The following is a 16,638-nucleotide window of genomic DNA, read 5'->3' as shown; positions in this document are numbered from 1 at the left end:
ATTAGCGATTGAAAAACAGCCAATTGGGTGGCCTGGGGATTGCATACAAGATTGTATGGAAACAACTAAACTTACCTTACACGCTTCCTGGGAGGAAGTAAAGGAAAAAATCAAGGAGCGGAACATTGGTCTTACCGATGAAGATCTTGTTTATGAGCCCGGCCAGGAGGATGCTTTGCTGGAAAAGTTGGCCAAGAAGATGAAGAGAAGTAAGGAGGAGGTGAAACAGTTTATTGAGAGTATTTCTTACAACAAGGATGTGGCATCTTAATGTTTTTTCTTCAAGGGTTCCAGCAGGTATACAAGGCCGTTTAGCCTGATCTCGTACATCGTTTGCAGCAGCATACCCAGCTTGCCTTTGGGGAAGCCTTTGCGCTGGAACCATTCGAGGTAAGAAACGGGCAGATCGCACAGTATTGTGTCTTTGTATTTACCGAAAGGCATTTTCATGGTTACCAGTTGTATCAACAGTTCTCCGTTGGGTTGCAGTGCCTCTGTATGCATGTTTTGCAGGTGTTAAATATTTTAGAATCATACTACAGGTGTCAAAAAATATCTGAACCAAATCCACGTTGTTGTTGTATAATTTATTAGTTTACAATAACAACAAGTTTTTATAGTATGAGTAAGTCAAAATCCAAGAAGGGTAAATCGCCTAATAAGGCGCAACCTCTTTCCGGCATGGTGGTCAAAAGTACATCATCATCCGGTCAATCAAAAGGATCTTCCATGATCCCCAGCAAGACATTTACTTCCGGTAAAAAGGGTGGTAACGCAAATACCACTCCGAGGAAGGCAGGATAAAAATAAAAACAGGAAACGGGAATGTACTATTCCTGTTTCCTGTTCTTGTATTCAGTTATACTCAGGCGAATTGCCGGGTTTGTCTTTCAGCCAGTTCAAAAATCTCCGAGAACAGTTCATAGCTACGGAATCTATCTTCCGCCTCTTCTGCAAATGTAGCGATCACCACTTCTTCCACATCGAACTCAGCAGCCAGCGCGGTTACTTTTTCTTTTACCACATCAGGCGTACCAACGATCATGCGGGCCCGGTTGAATAGTACACGTTGCCATTCAGCTGGTGTATAATTGTAGGCTTTTGCAATTTCATATGTGGGTATATCATTGAACTTACCTTTTTCAAAACTCAGCAGGCGGTAATCCATCACGGCCTGTACTTCTTCCACCTTCCGCTCATTATCGGAGCAAAAGGCAAAGATGCCCACATTGGCTTTGGGAGTAGCCAACGCCTCTGAGGGTTGAAAACGTTTCCTGTAATTCGCTACGGCTGAAGCTCCGCCAACCGGATTGATGAATTGCGCATAGGACAGGGCCATGCCCGCATGGGCTGCGAGGTAGCCGCTCTCTCCGCTGGAGGTAAGCATCCACAGTTCCGGTACCGTATCGATCGTGGGTATTGCTTTCACCATGCCTTCTGCATTGCCTTCGCCGGGTGTTTCGGTCAGGAAATCCTGGAGGTCCCTGATCTGCCGGATATATTCCTGCGGATCAAAGGAGTTGGAAGGGTTGAGCAGGCGTGCCGAAACACGGTCGCCACCGGGCGCCCGGCCTAATCCTAAATCAATGCGATTGGGATAAAGTGCTTCGAGGAGGCGGAAGTTCTCGGCCACTTTCATGGCGCTGTGGTTGGGCAGCATAATGCCTCCGGAACCAAAGCGGATATAATTGGTTTCGCTCGCGAGGCGGGCGATCAATATTTCGGGTGCGGCCATCGCCAAGGTAGCGGAATTATGGTGTTCCGACAGCCAGTAGCGGGTATATCCCAGGCGATCTGCCAGACGGGCCAGTTGTACGGACTCCTGCAGGGATTCTACCGCGTTGCTGCCGCGGCGGATGGGGGTTTGATCTAATACACTTAATTGCAATGACATAGTAGGTAAATAACAGCTGAGGACTAAAAATGTTTGTCGACTAAAAGGACGTTTATGGCGACGCGGAGATGGCTCGTCGGTAAAAGCCGGCGTATCTTTAGGGTGTAAGTGTGTATATGAATAAATATCCCTTCATATTTTCCAATGAGCCCAGGTACCGTATCAGGCGTCACGTGGCGTTCTGGCTGTTCTGGTGGATATTTCAGGGATTTCTATATGCTTTTACGCCTGCGCGGTTTGGTCTTACTTATATTCAACGGCTTCCGGTATCGCTGGTCGAGTCGGCCGTCTTCTTAGTGGCTCATATTTTCTTATCGTATACGTTGATGTATTTCGTGTTGCCACGATACCTTTTAAAAAACAGGTACCTGCTCACGGGCTTCTGGGTATTGGTTGCTTTCCTTGTTACTGCAGCCATCTCGTCGCTTCTGTCTATGTTTGTACTCGGCCCTGTCTTGCGTTTTGTATTTCCATTCTGGGCTGATTTTAAACTTCCAGATAGCCGGTATCCTTTTTTCCTGGGTTTGCTGGCAGGTTTACGAGGTGGCATCACCATTGGTGGCCTTGCGGCGGCGATCAAATTGATGAAGCATTGGTATATCAAAGAGCAACGTAACCTGCAATTGCAGAAGGAGAATGCAGAGTCGCAGCTGCAATTGTTGAAGGCGCAGGTGCATCCGCATTTCTTATTTAATACACTGAACAATATTTACTCTCATACGCAGGGTGTGGCACCGGTAGCTTCACAATTGGTGATGGGTCTTTCGGACATGCTGCGCTTCATGCTGTATGAATGTAACCAGCCTCTGGTGCCGTTGTCCAAAGAGCTTACACTCATCAGGGACTATATTACGCTGGAGAAAATACGGTATGATGAGCAGTTCGATATTCATCTCGATTTTCCAACCGAAACCAACAACCTGCATATAGCGCCTTTGTTGTTGTTGCCACTGGTAGAAAACTGTTTTAAGCATGGCACCAGCAATATGCTGGAGCAACCCTGGCTGTCGATGCAGGTAAGCCTGAAAGAAGATGTGATGGAGGTGCGGCTTATGAATGGTAAGCCTAAAGAGCCCAATGATCAACAAGCTTCTTTCGGGATTGGTATTCATAATGTTCGTAAGCGTCTGGAATTACTATACCCCGGCAAGCATGTGTTGAAGATCATGAACGAGGAAGAGGTTTTTGTGGTGAACTTGTCGTTGCAATTGGAAAGACTTAACACAACGCGCAAGAAGGAAGAGCCTACTTTTGTATTGACAACGCATGACTGAGTTAAAGACCATACGATGCCTTATCGTAGATGATGAGCCGCCGGCCCGCGAGGTGATCAGGCGGTATGTACAAGATGTTCCCACTCTTCAATTGGTTGGGGAATGCTCCAATGCCGTACAGGCACTGGCGGCTTTGCAACAACAAGCAGTTGATCTTATTTTTCTCGATATCAGGATGCCTCAGCTGGATGGCACTACCTTCTTAAAAACACTCAAGAATCCTCCCAAAGTTATTTTCACTACAGCTTATCCGGAATACGCGCTTGAAGGTTATGAGCTGGACGTAGTGGATTATTTGCTGAAGCCGGTCCGCTTCGACCGGTTCCTGAAAGCAGTTAACAAGGCGTTTCCGTTGGGAAGTCAGCAGACAGATACAGTTGCAGCTTTTGTGGCATCGCCTATTCCGGAAGAAAAGAAGAATGAATCTTTTGTTTATTTCCGTGCCGACCGCAAGATGCAGAAGGTAATGTTGCATGAAATTTTGTACATCGAAAGCATGAAGGATTATGTGAAGATCGTTACTTCCGGCGGTGTGATCATTACCAAGCAATCTATCACTTCCGTAGAGGCGATGTTATCGGAAAAGCTATTTGTACGCACGCATCGTTCTTTCATTGTTGCTATCGATAAGATACGCTCCTACACTAACGAGCTTATTGAGATTGACAAAGCAGAAATTCCTATTGGTAAGTTGTATAGGAATGGGGTAATGAAGATGTTGGGTTGAGGGTGCCAACTTCCCTGCTGTTTTTGGTGAAAACTGCACTTTTTAGTCAACTCCACTATTTGAATACACTATCTATACTTCTGACATAGCGTTGACATACTTCTGCTATACTACAGCCCTACACCCGGTCTTTCGCCATTCGCTGTGAAATTTCTTTTTTGTCACTTCTGCTGTCTGATTGTCATCAATAGTGTCGTTAATCAAATGTAGTGCTAACAGTCAATGGGTGCAACAGTGGGGAGGGCGAAAGCCTGCCAAGTAGGATAAATCGGGACAACTTATCCCTTTCAGGAATTTCGATACTTTTCAGGACAACATTTTACTTAGTCTGGCCGCTTGAGCGGCCTGACTAAATAATCGTTCTTAACCAATTTCTTCTTGCAGTAATAACGCAGTACAGGCATTGGCCAGTAGCAGCCTTTCTTCTGCACTTGTTTTTCCCAGGAACACCATGCCTTTATCGATCAAGGAAACAGCGGCTATTGCTCTGCCGGAGGCATCACGAAATTCAAATCCGAGATTTGCCAAGGCGGTGCCTGTCTTTCCGTTTTTCTCCATCTGGGTAACGGGCACTATTGTGTAATATTTGTCTTTGCTAAGCGTAAGCATGCCAGTATATGTCTTACTGCGGGCATGTGCGGCCTGGTTGTCGATCAGCATTTCCCAGGGACGATCGTTGTCTTTGGTATAGATCTGTACGTAGTAGGTGCTTTCGGACCAGCCGGCAAGGCCCAACAGGTCCATTCCAATGTTCAAAATGCTGTTATCATATTTGCCGATGCTCAGGTCTTTGGCGTTGAACCTGGTGACGCAATATGTCTGGCTGTTTTGTTTTCCATCGGAGAGTTCAAAGCGGATCGTTTGCTTGCGTTTTATGTATTCTATGGAAATGAGGTTTTCGAACTGGGCTGCAGTGGGGCCTACTTTTCCAATACCGAAACCAGAAGAACCGCCTTTCGTCCAGGAGCGCTTGATGTCGGTTGTATAGTATTCACCAAAGCTCATTTTTTGTTTGATGAGTATTCCCTGCCGTCCCGCAACGGTGTATTCATCATGTTCCTGTTTTAAGGAATCGCTCACTGCCATCTTAAAAGGAGTGCAACTTGCCAGCATAGCTGTTCCAATCGCCACTGCCCACATTGCTTTTGTCATAACACGAGGGTTTTTATTTTATGACAACGAAATTAGGCTGGCGTGTTACGGCGGGCAATCGCATGTTTATGTGGTCGGGCGTGATTTAACAAGTTCTTTCGAAACACGAATTGGGGCGAATTACACGAATTAAAAGACAAAGGGTGAGCCGCCTTTGAAAGGCGACCCACCCTTTGGACTCAAAACAAAAGGGAGCCGTTGACGACTCCCTTTCTTTATATTATCTTATTAGTATAGCCTATTGAATGATGCGCAGCTTGGCGTAGTTCAGCATGATTTTCTTTTCTCCGTTCAGCTCGAATTTCACGGTGGCTACAGGATTGTGTGCAGAGCCTTCCATCTTGGTGACCACACCAAAACCAAATTTCTGGTGTTCTACTTTTTGGCCTTCCTGCAGGCTGGAAGTATCGCTTGCCACGAAATCAGGACTGGGTACATGGTCTACTGATTTATTTTGTGGCTTAGGTGTTACATATGAAGGAACTGCAGGCTTCTTTGAGGGCGGCGCGCCATATTTCTTTTCAGCATCGGCAGCTGATTGTCTGCCGCCACCAGCACCCCAACCTCCACCGTTCATGCGGTCGAAAGCGCTGGTGTTGTTACGATTTGACAATCCCTGGTTCCTGAATCCTCCACCGGCATAGCTGCGATCGAGATAATCTTCGGGCAGCTCATCGAGAAACCGGCTGGGCTCATTTTGTACCAACGATCCAAAACGATAGCGTGTATTGGCATAAGTGATCCACAGTCTTTGCTTGGCGCGTGTGATCACCACATAAAAGAGGCGACGTTCTTCTTCCAACTCTTCCCGGGTGTTAACTGCCAATCCGTTTGGAAATAGCATTTCTTCCAGGCCCGCAGCAAACACGCAACCAAACTCCAGCCCCTTAGCGGCGTGGATGGTCATCAACTTCACGGTATCTGCATTGGGGTCTTTATCATCAGCATCTGTGAGCAGGGTGATCTGCTGCAGGTAAGCACCCAACGTAATTTCACCCGTACCGGCTGCCTCGTTTTCAGAAGTCTCCAGCATGGTGCCTTCTTCATCGATCTGGGCCAGCTGTTGCTGCGTATCTACCCATTCTTTAATGGAGTTCAATAACTCCTGGATATTCTCGTATCGCGCAACACCTTCGGTGCTTTTATCGTTGAACAGTTCTTTTACAATGTTGGTCTGCTTGCCCACATGCACTGCTACTTCGTACGCGTTTTTAACCTTAAGCATGCTGGCAAAGCTCTGGATCATGACTACGAAGTTCTCAATGGACTCCAGTGTATTGCCTTTAAAGCCTGCTTCGTTTGCTCTCACCAGTACTTCCCACATGGAGACATTGTTCTGATTGGCAAACAACACAGCTTTATCAACAGTGGTTTTACCAATGCCCCGCGCCGGGAAGTTGATGATGCGCTTCAGGGCTTCTTCATCTCTTGGGTTGACAATGATGCGCAGGTAAGCTACAAAGTCCTTGATCTCTTTACGGCTGTAGAAGCTCGTCCCGCCAAACATCGTGTAGGGTATGTTCATCCGGCGCAGCGCTTCTTCAAATGCACGGCTTTGTGCGTTGGTACGGTACAGGATTGCAAAGTCGCGGTTATTGTAATGGTTCCGCAGTTTTTGTTCCTGTATGGTATCTGCCACATATTTTCCTTCATCGTTATCAGTCATGGTGCGTACCAGCCTGATCTTTTCTCCTTCTTTGTTATCTGTCCACAGGGATTTAGGAATCTGTCCCTTGTTATTTTTAATTACTTCGTTGGCAACGTTGAGGATGCTTTTGGAGCTGCGGTAGTTTTGCTCCAGCATTACCACATGGGCGTCGTCATAGTCTTTTTGAAACTGGAGGATGTTCTGAATGGTAGCGCCACGGAAGCTATAGATACTTTGTGCATCATCGCCCACCACGCAGACGTTTTCATTCATAGCGCCCAGCAGTTTGATGATCTCATACTGGGCTGGGTTGGTATCCTGGTACTCATCGATCAGGATGTATTTAAACTTACGCTGATACTTGCTCAGTGATTCCGGAAATCCTTTCAGCAGCTCATAGAACTTCAGCAGCAGGTCGTCGAAGTCCATGGCGCCGTTCTTGAAGCAACGCTTTACATATGCATCATAAATCTGGGCAATAGCGGGACGGTTACTACGCAGGTCTTCCTGCTGGATGGCGTAATCGTTAGCGTATTCCACCGGTCCTACCAGGGCGTTCTTGGCACTGGAGATGCGGTTATAAACCGTGGAGGGTTTATAAAGCTTATCGTCGAGGTTCATTTCATTAACGACCGTCTTGACCACGCTTTTCGCATCGTCTGTATCATAAATGGTAAAGCTATTGGGATAGCCCATGAGGTGTGCTTCGCTGCGCAGGATACGGGCAAACACGCTATGAAAGGTTCCTACATATAGGTTCCGGGCCTCGGAGTTGCCGAGGATCTTTTCAATCCGCTCTTTCATTTCCTTGGCGGCCTTGTTGGTAAAGGTGAGGGCCAGGATATTAAATGCGTCCACGCCTGAGTTCATGAGGTGGGCGATGCGGGTGGTAAGTACTTTGGTTTTTCCACTGCCGGCGCCAGCCACAATCATCAACGGGCCTTTGAGGTGCATGACAGCTTCGCGCTGCCGCTCGTTCAACTCTTTTAAATAGTCTTGCATAATTGATTAATAACCACCCGGAACGGGTTGGTCAAGCCTGCAATTTACGTTATACCGGGGGATTAGGAGGGGACGGGGAAAACTTATTAAAAGATGGGTGACTGGTCACAGATTGTGACCTTTGAAATTCCTTTCACTTTTTTCGAGCCAAAGGCCCGGGAATAGGGCTGCGAGGCTGCAAGCCCTCGCAGAGCGAGCGTTCTTAAAGATTAACCGTTTTACGGATAAAAGGGAGGTGATGGGGTCATATTGACTAAATTGCGCTGGTATGTCGGGTACAGATATTTCGAATGAATATTTTCAGCTTGCGGCGCAGTTTGTGAATCAAACGAACCGTCATCTTTTTCTGACAGGAAAGGCAGGAACCGGTAAAACGACTTTCCTGCGGTATATCCAGCAGAACAGTGCGAAAAAGATGGCTATTGTAGCTCCTACCGGTGTGGCAGCCATCAATGCAGGAGGTGTGACCATGCACTCTTTTTTCCAATTGCCTTTTGGTCCTTTCATTCCCGTGAAACAAAGCGGCTGGAACAATTCTTCTACAGAGGTTACCGATCAACATAGCTTATTCAAGAATATCCGCTTCAATAATGCCAAGCGTGAATTGCTGCGCGAGCTGGAGTTGCTGATCATCGATGAGGTAAGTATGGTGCGGGCCGATATGCTCGATGCTATCGACACCATCCTTCGCCACTTCCGCCGGCAACCGCTGGTTCCTTTTGGCGGGGTGCAGGTATTGTATATTGGTGACCTTTTTCAATTACCGCCTGTAGTGAATAACAACGAATGGGACGGTATTTTACGGCATCATTACAACAGTCCTTTTTTCTTTGATGCGCAGGTGGTCAAGGAAGCGCCGCCTGTATACCTTGAACTGAAAAAGATATACCGGCAGAATGAGGCTGCGTTTATCGAGATCCTGAATAACCTGCGTAATAATATTGCGGGCGAGGATGATCTTTATGAGCTGCACAAGCATTATTATCCCGGCTTCATGCCCGACGAGGATGATCATTACATCACACTTACTTCGCATAATTATAAGGCTGACAAAATCAATCAGTATCAGCTGGCCCGACTGCAAGGGGAGATATATGAATTCAAGGGAGAGGTTAAAGGGGAGTTCAATGAAAAGGCTTTGCCCGCTGAAATGTCTCTTTTACTGAAGGTTGGCGCTCAGGTCATGTTTATCAAGAATGATAAGGGTGAGTTCAGGCGTTATTACAATGGTAAGCTGGCTACTATTCAAGCTATCTCAAAAGACAAGATAACTGTTTCGTTTCCGGGTGAAGACGTTGAACTGGAGATTGAAAAGGAGACCTGGAAAAATATCCGTTACAATTACGATAGAGAAAAGGACCGCATCGAGGAGGAGGAGCTGGGGACTTTTAAGCAATATCCCATCAGGCTGGCATGGGCCATCACTATTCATAAGAGCCAGGGGCTTACTTTTCAAAAGGCTATCATCGACGCAGGCGAGTCATTTGCGCCGGGGCAGGTATATGTAGCGCTGAGCCGGCTCACTTCTATGGAAGGGATGATCCTTTATTCACGTATTCAACCTCACTGTATCAGTACCGATGAGCGCGTAATTGCTTTTACTCAATCGGAACTGGCCGCAGATGTATTGCAACAGCAATTACAGGAGGAAAGAAAAGCGTTCTTAGGTCGCTTTATCGTTCAGTGCTTCGATTGGACAAAGCTGACTGCTGCCTGGGATACTCATTTTGAAGGGTATGAAGAAAGGCAGATCCCTGAAAAGAATGCTGCCGTGGCCTGGGCCAGGACTATGCTGGGTAAGGTAAATGATCAACAAGCAATAGCCGGTAAGTTTACCCCTCAGTTGGAGCAGCTTGTTACGACTGCAGAAACCGATGGTTACGTAGCTCTGCAACAACGATTGCAGGCTGCCACGGGTTATTTTCTTAAAAACCTCGAGGAAACTGATGGATTGCTTCAGCAACATATCGAGGAGGTGAAGGTGAAGCAGAAGGTAAAGAAATATGTGAAGGAGTTACAAGAGTTGAAACTACTATTCCAAAGGAAAAGACTTTTACTGCAACAGGCCATACAAATAGCCGATGCCCAAGTAAAAGGAGTTAAGGCTGATGACTTGCTGCAAATAGTGGAAAGCCAACGGAAAGAAGCCGGAGAGGTAAATGAGGAAACAACAACATCGATAAGCAAGCCTAAAAAAGGAGAGACCAAGTTCATTAGCCTGCAATTATATAAAGAGGGAAAAAGTATTGGGGATATAGCCACACAAAGAGGAATGTCTCAAGGGACTATTGAAGGCCACCTTGCGCATTTCATACCTACCGGCGAAATAGATATCAAGGACCTTGTTCCGGAACATAAAATGGTAGCTATCCTGAAGGCGCTGGAAGAAATTGGTGGCAATGCCCTATCTCCTATAAAAGGAAAATTAGGAGATGCTTTCTCTTATGGAGAAATAAGGATTGTGATCCAATACCGTAACTGGTTGCAAAGAGAAAAGGTATAAGTCTTTGTTAAGTGCCTTTGCTTATAGGCCCATGGTATGGTTTTCTTGTCCACCGTGACAACTCGGTTTGGTTGAACATCAACACCAATACACTATCTTCTCGCTTATATCTGTTGGTACTAAGTAGTGTTTTCAGAAAAGCTGGTTCATTATAACCCGGGCATGCCATTTTGGTCAGCATGATGCGTTCGCTAATCGTCAGGCTGCTATCTGTGCGTTTGAAAGAACCATTCATGCGGTTGCATCCCGTGTGGCCAGTGAAAGTTCCTTTTGCTACGTTGAATTTTATGGTTGGATACTTTCCCGCGGCCGTATCGGAAGCCAGTACCGGCAGCAGGAACCATTCTCCATTAAGGGCTGTATCGGCGGGGGTATATACAGCTTTACCCGTAAAATCATGTTCTTTGGTGGCCTGCCTGTTCCATTCTACTCCGCCTGCCAGCAGCGAACAGGCCACCATTCCTGTTAAAAGGATGTTTTGCATACTGGTAATTTTTTATAGTTACGACATTGTGAAACCTAAAAAGGATGGCACAATAAAATCGTGCCATCCTACTCTACACAATCTAACCAACACGTTAGTTATTCCTTAATAAATCCTGGAGATCTATTGATTTTGCGCGCTATCCGGCTTTGCCGTTGTAACACTATCAGGTTGTGCATTGTTGTTTATGGAACTACTATCAGTAGTCGGCTGGTCACCAGCAGGCTCTGGTGTTCCGCAAGACGCTGCTACCAACAGGCCAACAACGCCGAATGTGATTAATATCTTTTTCATAAAATGTGCTTTGAGTGTTTTTCAAATAGTTTCCAATACTTTCTCAATAACTTTGCCACGCGGTTTCATTATTAACGTCTTTCACTTTAAACCTACTTACTATTAGTACATTAGGTGCGTCGACTTTAATTTTCCTATAAGTATGATTTTTAAGAAATTGTAGTTCTTGTTCTACAGGAAGGGATTGTTGGGGTTGATTGACCCTACATGGGTTTATTAAAATATTCTAAATTGATCTGTAATCGTTAATTCCATTAACTGTTCTCTATGCTCCAAGACAACCTGCTGCTTATTATTTCGCTTCTGCTGGTGGTTTCCATGTTGACCATGCTCAGTGAAAAACTGCGTATATCTTATCCCATATTGCTTGTGATTGCCGGTTTGGGTATCGGGTTTATTCCCGGTGTTCCTGCCATCACGCTGGAGCCTGATCTTGTGTTTATTATTTTTCTGCCTCCGTTGTTATATGCCGCGGCCTGGAATACTTCCTGGAATGACTTCTGGCGGTTCCGGCGGCCTATTGGTTTATTGGCTTTTGGATTGGTAATATTTACTGCTACGGCTGTTGCGTTTGTTTCCAATGCGCTTATTCCCGGCTTTACGCTTAGTATGGGATTTTTATTAGGGGGTATTATTTCTCCGCCGGATGCCATTGCAGCCACCAGTGTATTGCAACAACTGAAGGTGCCTAAAAGAATAACTGCCATATTGGAAGGGGAAAGCCTTATCAATGATGCTTCGAGCTTGATCGTATTCCGTTTTGCCCTTGTTGCTATTACAACAGGTCAATTCGTTTTGTGGAAAGCGGGGGTTGACTTTTTACTGGTAGCGGTGATGGGTACCATTATCGGACTGGCTATTGCTCATATCGTTTATCTCATTCACCGGTTCTTGCCCACTACGCCCAGTATCGATACGGCCATTACGCTTATCTCTCCTTACCTGATGTACATCGCTGCGGAGCATTTTCATTTCTCCGGAGTACTGGCAGTAGTAACCGGCGGTCTGTTTCTTTCTTTCCGCTCGCACGAAGTGTTTTCTTATAATACCCGGATACAGGCGGTGAGTGTGTGGGAAACGCTTGTGTTCCTGCTGAATGGTGTCGTATTCATCATGATCGGGCTGGAGCTGCCTTATATCATCAAGGAGCTGGGGGAAAATTCTATTTGGGATGCCATCAAGTATGCTGTGGTGATCAGTATTGTAACGATCATCATCCGTGTTGTGTGGGTATTTCCTGGGGCTTATATTCCCCGCGCGCTCAGTAGAAAAATAAGAGAGAAAGAGCCCCGGCCTGATTGGAAGTCAGTTTTTATTGTGGCCTGGAGCGGTATGCGGGGTGTGGTTTCTTTGGCTTCTGCGCTGGCTGTTCCCATTACCATGAGCAATGGTCAGGCATTCCCTAACCGCAACCTCATCTTGTTCATCACTTTTGTGGTGATTCTTTTTACGCTCGTATTGCAGGGATTGAGTCTTCCGCTATTAATACGTCTCCTTAAGATTGAAGAACCAGAGTCGGAGGCGCATCATGAGCATGCTATCCGGTTAAGGCTGGCTACTGCCGTTCTGGAGCTGTTGAATAAATCTTATGCGGAGGAGTCTGGCACTATTGAAGCTTTTGTAAGGTTGAAAGAGCGTTATGCGCGGATGGCTGATATTGCCAGCAGCAGACTAAAAGAGGATGAGAAAACGCAGCTCAGCGGCTCGTTTGTACCCAAATACCGGCAGATGCTGCTGGAGGCTGTGCAGGTGCGCAGGGCCGAACTGAGCAAAATGGCCCGTACTAAAGAATTTCCGGATGAGATGCTGCGTAAAAGGGAGGCAGAACTGGACCTGGAAGAAGCGCGCCTGAGAAAATAAGTGCAGTCTAACCGGTTATACTATCCTATTGCTGATCATCTTTTTCCCGGATGGGGGTAAAGTGTAATTGCTATAGTTTTATGTGATACGATGTTTCTGTGCAGCATGTAGAATTTTTCCATAAGGATCATTTTGAGAACAACTATCACCGCACGCCTGCCCCGGCTGCCTTGAGTCATTTCATCGATTTCATCTGGGAAACGGACTTTGGTCATTTATGGCAAACTTATCCGGGCGGTTTTTCGGATGCACTGTTCCCCAATATTGGTTATACCTACCTCGTTAATCTTGGTACTCCTTTCGTGATGCAGGTTGCTGATCAGTCCTTCGATATGAAATCGGACGGGTTTCTGCCCCGGCACCGAAGTATTGAATGTTATCACCGGCCAGGTAATCAATTGTTTGGCATCAAGTTTAAAATATCGCCGGTGCTGTTCCTGAAGAAGGTCAATTTTGCAGAGTACCGCGAGTATATTTTCCCGCTCAGCTATCTTGTAGATCAATCGCTCATCGATGCTATTAAAGCTGCCGGCTCGTTTGATGAAAGGGTAAGGATCATCAGCAACTATTACCAGCCTATTGTGCAGGAACATGCAGGTTCCCTGCAGGAAGTACATATCGTTACTGAGATCCTTGACCGGTGTTTTAGGGATAATGATTTTAAGACTACCATTGAAACGCTGGCGCAACAATACAAGGTCTCCACCCGCACGCTACAGCGTTATTTTGAAAGGGCTACCAGTATCAGCAGTAAAAATGCCTTACAGATCATGCGCATCCGTAAAGCGGCAGCGCATGTAGCCAGCTCTCCCGATACGTTTCATTATTCCATTTATGGCTACTACGACCATAGTCATTTTTATAAGCACCTGAAACAGTTCCTTCAAAAGGGCACTTTGCAAAACCTCCAGCCCCACTTGCAATTGTTGCAGTCTTTACACAAAAAGCCCCGCACGGACGGCATGTAAATTGTGCGCGCATATCCTAAACCAGTGGTATGATACGCAAACTAAAATCCGGTGAATACCGCATTTATTCCCGCAAAAAAGACCCAAAGACAAACAGGCGTCGCAACCTGGGAACGTTTGACAGTCTCGATGCGGCCAAGAAACACGAACGGGAAATTCAATACTTTAAAAAGAATTAACTCCCTGCTCTTCTTCTTTCTTCTTCTGAAGCGGTAGACCTTCTTCTTGCCGCTGTTACTGTGTTTTTGCCAAAGCGGTACGTGAATGACAGGTTGGCCACTCTGGACTCACGCTTCGCATGCCAGTGTTCAATGTAATTGCTGAACTCAACTACAGCGCGTGGCAGGTTGGTCCAGAATATATCGGTTACATTCAAGCGGATAGTGCCTTTCTTATTCATCACTGTTTTCTGCACGCCGGGTGATACCTGCCATTGAGGATCAAGTTTCATGAAGCCATATTGTCCACCAGTGTTTACACTCGCATTTAATTCCAAGGTCCATCCTTTGGGCAGGGTGAATGTATTGTTGGTACTGATGTTGGCAGCCGGACGGCCATTATCCAGGGTTGTATTGGCCAGGTTGCCGTTGTAATGGCCGTAATAGAGGTTGGCGTTGTTGATTGCATTCCACCATTTGGTAAAACGGAAAGGTGCAGCTACCGTTAGCCCGTAATAGCTGTAGCTATTGAGGTTTACCGGTATCTGCACCGTCACTTTGTCTTCCGTTTCACTGGGTCTGATGACCACAGTGGTGTTCTGTTTTGTATGACTATACGCAAGTGTGAAACTGAGTTGTTTTACTGTATAACTTAATTCGTAGGACCAGGTGAGCTGGGGTTTAAGGTATGGGTTGCCGGAACTGTAGGTGCTTGGGTCCAGGAAAAAGCGGAAGGGGTTCAGCTCAGAATAATTAGGGCGGTCGATGCGCCTGCTCACTGAAATACCCAGGGCTTTTTCTGCAGCCAATTTGTACGTCATGAAAACGCTGGGGAATATCTGCAGGTATGACGAGTCGAAACCGATGTTATTTACCTGCTGAAGGCCTTCCATATTTGTTTGCTCTGCACGCAGCCCAGCCATCAGAGATATCTTCTTAAACTCCTTATTAAAGTTTATATACAGTGCGTTGTTGTTTTCTTTATAGTTGAAGCGGTTGCTCTTTGAAGAGTCGTATTGTGGTGTGTTATTGCTTACGTCATAGAATACTACATCATTATCTGTTTCTACAAAGCTGGTTTTGAAACCGGCTTCGAGGCGCGTGGTTTTGTTGAGCGGATGGGTATAATCTGTTTTTACCGTAGCGATCGTGATCTTCCCTTCCTGATCTCCGGTTAGTTTGTACTCCGGCTTGATCGATTGTCCTCCTAAAGAATAGAACCCTGTAATAAAGCGGGAGTCGGAGTTGTTGTTGAATATGCCATAATCCACATCGGCAGTTAGCTCACGGCCAGTGCTGTCGAAAGTGTATTTATAATTGATGTTTCCCAATGCATTCTTAAAGCGGGTCTTTTCTGTGGTGTTGGTGATGAAGCTTGATTCCGGGTCTTTAACATTGTTCAGTACCAGTGAGCGGTTGTTGTTGGAACGGTTCAGGTTGGTGAGTGTCCCATTCAGTACAAAACCAATGATCGACTTTTTATTGGGGAAGAAATCTGCGCCGAACCTTGCTGTATTGGTGTTGATGGGAATCTTCATGTAGTTGTCCTGGTCGTAGGCTCCATCGTAATTACCATCTTTAAAGAACTCTCTTTTGAGCATCAGGTGGTTCAGGTTTTTACGGTACCCGTAATTGTAGCTGCCGAACAGGTTTACTTTTTTATTGCGGTAGTTGAAAGTGGCGCCCGTATTGGCTTTGGGAAAAACGCCCTGTCCGTAACCTGCAGTAAGGGTACCATTGACTCCTAAACGCTGGTCTTTTTTCATCCTGATATCTATGATGCCCGAGTTGCCAGCAGCATCATAGCGGGCAGAAGGATTGGTGATTATGTCGATGCGTTCAATGCTGTTGGATGGCAGGCTGCGTAGCATGTTGATGAGATCGGCGCCTGACATGGGTGTGATCTTTCCATCAATCATAATGATGACACCCTGCCGCCCCCGCAGGCTGATGATATCGTTGGGGTCTATTAACACACCGGGTGAGCGCTCCAGCACATCTAATGCGGAGCTGCCCACGTTGACAATGCTATTGTCAACATTCACCACGATGCGGTCGCTCAGTTTTTGTATAAAGGGTTTGCGGGCCGTTACTGTCACTTCTTTCATTTGTGCAGCAGTAGCGGGCGTGAGGGAAACCGCCGGCAAATTGATCTCCGGCTTTTCGGCTGTCAGGGTTAGGGGCTGTGTGAAGTGCTTCGCATAGTTTATCATGGTTATTCTCAGTAGATAAGCGCCGGTTGGGATATTATCCAACTCTGCCAATCCATCTTTACTCGTGATGGCTGCTTTTACCAATGTTGAGTCTTTGCTTTTTAGCAACTCTACTGTAGCGTTTTCCAATCCCTGTTGCGCTTCATTGAATACCTTAATCGTGATCTTACCACGCTGGCCATTTTGGGCCATTGCAGTTATCACCGCCAAAAAACTCACCATCGCCAGGATCAATTTGCGCATGCTTAGCAATTAAGGGAAGCAAATATTCAGATAAAACGAATGGCTTCGTAGGACTTCTATACAGGCTGCGAAAGGGAGGCTTTAAATGGCCGGAAAAGGGAAAGGGGTTGTCGTTTTTTTACATCGGGGAAGCTACGAAGGCGGAAGGGATATAGGCTTTGGCAAACACCCTTTTCGAATGTTTCGCACTTATAAAGTGCTAAAAATTAAACAGAATG

At 46.2% G+C, this 16,638-nt stretch carries 15 protein-coding genes; 8 read left to right on the top strand and 7 right to left on the bottom strand.

The window, feature by feature from the left end:
• The first annotated feature begins 55 nt into the window (after positions 1-55).
• Positions 56-271: a CsbD family protein gene (locus tag AC5JBY_RS04910; RefSeq protein ID WP_495903444.1), complete on the top strand. Its 216-nt coding sequence runs from the start codon at positions 56-58 to the stop codon at positions 269-271.
• Here the strand turns inward: AC5JBY_RS04910 and AC5JBY_RS04905 are convergent.
• Entirely contained in the window at positions 268-504 is a 237-nt protein-coding gene (locus AC5JBY_RS04905; protein WP_495903443.1) for a DUF3820 family protein, read from the bottom strand. The genes AC5JBY_RS04910 and AC5JBY_RS04905 overlap by 4 nt on opposite strands.
• Before the next feature lie 117 nt (positions 505-621).
• On the opposite strand from AC5JBY_RS04905, the gene AC5JBY_RS04900 reads away from it, so the two are divergent.
• Entirely contained in the window at positions 622-804 is a 183-nt protein-coding gene (locus AC5JBY_RS04900; protein WP_495903442.1) for a hypothetical protein, read from the top strand.
• Positions 805-865: 61 nt separating this feature from the next.
• Here AC5JBY_RS04900 and AC5JBY_RS04895 read toward each other — a convergent pair whose 3' ends face one another.
• Positions 866-1,894, bottom strand: a complete 1,029-nt coding sequence (locus AC5JBY_RS04895) for an LLM class flavin-dependent oxidoreductase (protein WP_495903441.1) — start codon at positions 1,892-1,894, stop codon at positions 866-868.
• A gap of 116 nt (positions 1,895-2,010) precedes the next feature.
• On the opposite strand from AC5JBY_RS04895, the gene AC5JBY_RS04890 reads away from it, so the two are divergent.
• Positions 2,011-3,168 carry a sensor histidine kinase gene (locus AC5JBY_RS04890; RefSeq protein WP_495903440.1) on the top strand — a complete coding sequence of 386 codons (1,158 nt, stop codon included), beginning with the start codon at positions 2,011-2,013 and terminating at the stop codon, positions 3,166-3,168.
• The gene (locus AC5JBY_RS04885; protein ID WP_495903439.1) at positions 3,161-3,895 is read left to right on the top strand and encodes a LytR/AlgR family response regulator transcription factor; all 735 of its coding nucleotides are present in this window, start codon (positions 3,161-3,163) and stop codon (positions 3,893-3,895) included. Before AC5JBY_RS04890 ends, AC5JBY_RS04885 begins: the two co-directional genes overlap by 8 nt.
• Positions 3,896-4,258: 363 nt before the next feature.
• Here AC5JBY_RS04885 and AC5JBY_RS04880 read toward each other — a convergent pair whose 3' ends face one another.
• Positions 4,259-5,047 carry a hypothetical protein gene (locus tag AC5JBY_RS04880; protein WP_495903438.1) on the bottom strand — a complete coding sequence of 263 codons (789 nt, stop codon included), beginning with the start codon at positions 5,045-5,047 and terminating at the stop codon, positions 4,259-4,261.
• 238 nt (positions 5,048-5,285) lie between these two features.
• Positions 5,286-7,697 carry an ATP-dependent helicase gene (locus AC5JBY_RS04875; protein ID WP_495903437.1) on the bottom strand — a complete coding sequence of 804 codons (2,412 nt, stop codon included), beginning with the start codon at positions 7,695-7,697 and terminating at the stop codon, positions 5,286-5,288.
• 268 nt (positions 7,698-7,965) lie between these two features.
• Between AC5JBY_RS04875 and AC5JBY_RS04870 the strand changes: the two genes are divergently transcribed.
• Positions 7,966-10,200 (top strand): helix-turn-helix domain-containing protein, encoded by a 2,235-nt coding sequence (locus AC5JBY_RS04870; RefSeq protein WP_495903436.1) that lies wholly within the window; start codon positions 7,966-7,968, stop codon positions 10,198-10,200.
• Between the two features lie 7 nt (positions 10,201-10,207).
• Here AC5JBY_RS04870 and AC5JBY_RS04865 read toward each other — a convergent pair whose 3' ends face one another.
• Both AC5JBY_RS04865 and AC5JBY_RS04860 read right to left on the bottom strand, forming a co-directional pair.
• The gene (locus tag AC5JBY_RS04865) at positions 10,208-10,684 is read right to left on the bottom strand and encodes an META domain-containing protein (protein ID WP_495903435.1); all 477 of its coding nucleotides are present in this window, start codon (positions 10,682-10,684) and stop codon (positions 10,208-10,210) included.
• A 123-nt stretch (positions 10,685-10,807) separates the two neighbouring features.
• Entirely contained in the window at positions 10,808-10,978 is a 171-nt protein-coding gene (locus AC5JBY_RS04860) for a hypothetical protein (RefSeq protein WP_495903434.1), read from the bottom strand.
• 267 nt (positions 10,979-11,245) lie between these two features.
• Between AC5JBY_RS04860 and AC5JBY_RS04855 the strand changes: the two genes are divergently transcribed.
• The 3 genes from AC5JBY_RS04855 (at position 11,246) to AC5JBY_RS04845 (ending at position 13,985) form a co-directional block, all read left to right on the top strand.
• The gene (locus AC5JBY_RS04855; protein ID WP_495903433.1) at positions 11,246-12,838 is read left to right on the top strand and encodes a Na+/H+ antiporter; all 1,593 of its coding nucleotides are present in this window, start codon (positions 11,246-11,248) and stop codon (positions 12,836-12,838) included.
• A 98-nt stretch (positions 12,839-12,936) separates the two neighbouring features.
• Complete coding sequence (locus AC5JBY_RS04850; RefSeq protein ID WP_495903432.1) at positions 12,937-13,806, top strand: helix-turn-helix domain-containing protein; 870 nt, start codon at positions 12,937-12,939, stop codon at positions 13,804-13,806.
• A gap of 29 nt (positions 13,807-13,835) precedes the next feature.
• Positions 13,836-13,985, top strand: a complete 150-nt coding sequence (locus tag AC5JBY_RS04845; protein ID WP_495903431.1) for a hypothetical protein — start codon at positions 13,836-13,838, stop codon at positions 13,983-13,985.
• Here AC5JBY_RS04845 and AC5JBY_RS04840 read toward each other — a convergent pair.
• Entirely contained in the window at positions 13,982-16,420 is a 2,439-nt protein-coding gene (locus AC5JBY_RS04840; RefSeq protein ID WP_495903430.1) for an outer membrane beta-barrel protein, read from the bottom strand. The genes AC5JBY_RS04845 and AC5JBY_RS04840 overlap by 4 nt on opposite strands.
• Positions 16,421-16,638: the final 218 nt, after the last annotated feature.

This window comes from Paraflavitalea sp. (assembly GCF_059502485.1).
This window is presented reverse-complemented; position numbering and strand designations above follow the sequence as displayed.

What these genes read in the sequence shown, in the direction of transcription:
- AC5JBY_RS04860 (WP_495903434.1), bottom strand. Translation starts at nt 10,978, where the DNA reads ATGAAAAAGATATTAATCACATTCGGCGTTGTTGGCCTGTTGGTAGCA.
- AC5JBY_RS04855 (WP_495903433.1), top strand. Translation starts at nt 11,246, where the DNA reads ATGCTCCAAGACAACCTGCTGCTTATTATTTCGCTTCTGCTGGTGGTT.
- AC5JBY_RS04840 (WP_495903430.1), bottom strand. Translation starts at nt 16,420, where the DNA reads ATGCGCAAATTGATCCTGGCGATGGTGAGTTTTTTGGCGGTGATAACT.
- AC5JBY_RS04885 (WP_495903439.1), top strand. Translation starts at nt 3,161, where the DNA reads ATGACTGAGTTAAAGACCATACGATGCCTTATCGTAGATGATGAGCCG.
- AC5JBY_RS04900 (WP_495903442.1), top strand. Translation starts at nt 622, where the DNA reads ATGAGTAAGTCAAAATCCAAGAAGGGTAAATCGCCTAATAAGGCGCAA.
- AC5JBY_RS04910 (WP_495903444.1), top strand. Translation starts at nt 56, where the DNA reads ATGGAAACAACTAAACTTACCTTACACGCTTCCTGGGAGGAAGTAAAG.
- AC5JBY_RS04905 (WP_495903443.1), bottom strand. Translation starts at nt 504, where the DNA reads ATGCATACAGAGGCACTGCAACCCAACGGAGAACTGTTGATACAACTG.
- AC5JBY_RS04875 (WP_495903437.1), bottom strand. Translation starts at nt 7,697, where the DNA reads ATGCAAGACTATTTAAAAGAGTTGAACGAGCGGCAGCGCGAAGCTGTC.
- AC5JBY_RS04895 (WP_495903441.1), bottom strand. Translation starts at nt 1,894, where the DNA reads ATGTCATTGCAATTAAGTGTATTAGATCAAACCCCCATCCGCCGCGGC.
- AC5JBY_RS04870 (WP_495903436.1), top strand. Translation starts at nt 7,966, where the DNA reads ATGTCGGGTACAGATATTTCGAATGAATATTTTCAGCTTGCGGCGCAG.
- AC5JBY_RS04865 (WP_495903435.1), bottom strand. Translation starts at nt 10,684, where the DNA reads ATGCAAAACATCCTTTTAACAGGAATGGTGGCCTGTTCGCTGCTGGCA.
- AC5JBY_RS04890 (WP_495903440.1), top strand. Translation starts at nt 2,011, where the DNA reads ATGAATAAATATCCCTTCATATTTTCCAATGAGCCCAGGTACCGTATC.
- AC5JBY_RS04845 (WP_495903431.1), top strand. Translation starts at nt 13,836, where the DNA reads ATGATACGCAAACTAAAATCCGGTGAATACCGCATTTATTCCCGCAAA.
- AC5JBY_RS04880 (WP_495903438.1), bottom strand. Translation starts at nt 5,047, where the DNA reads ATGACAAAAGCAATGTGGGCAGTGGCGATTGGAACAGCTATGCTGGCA.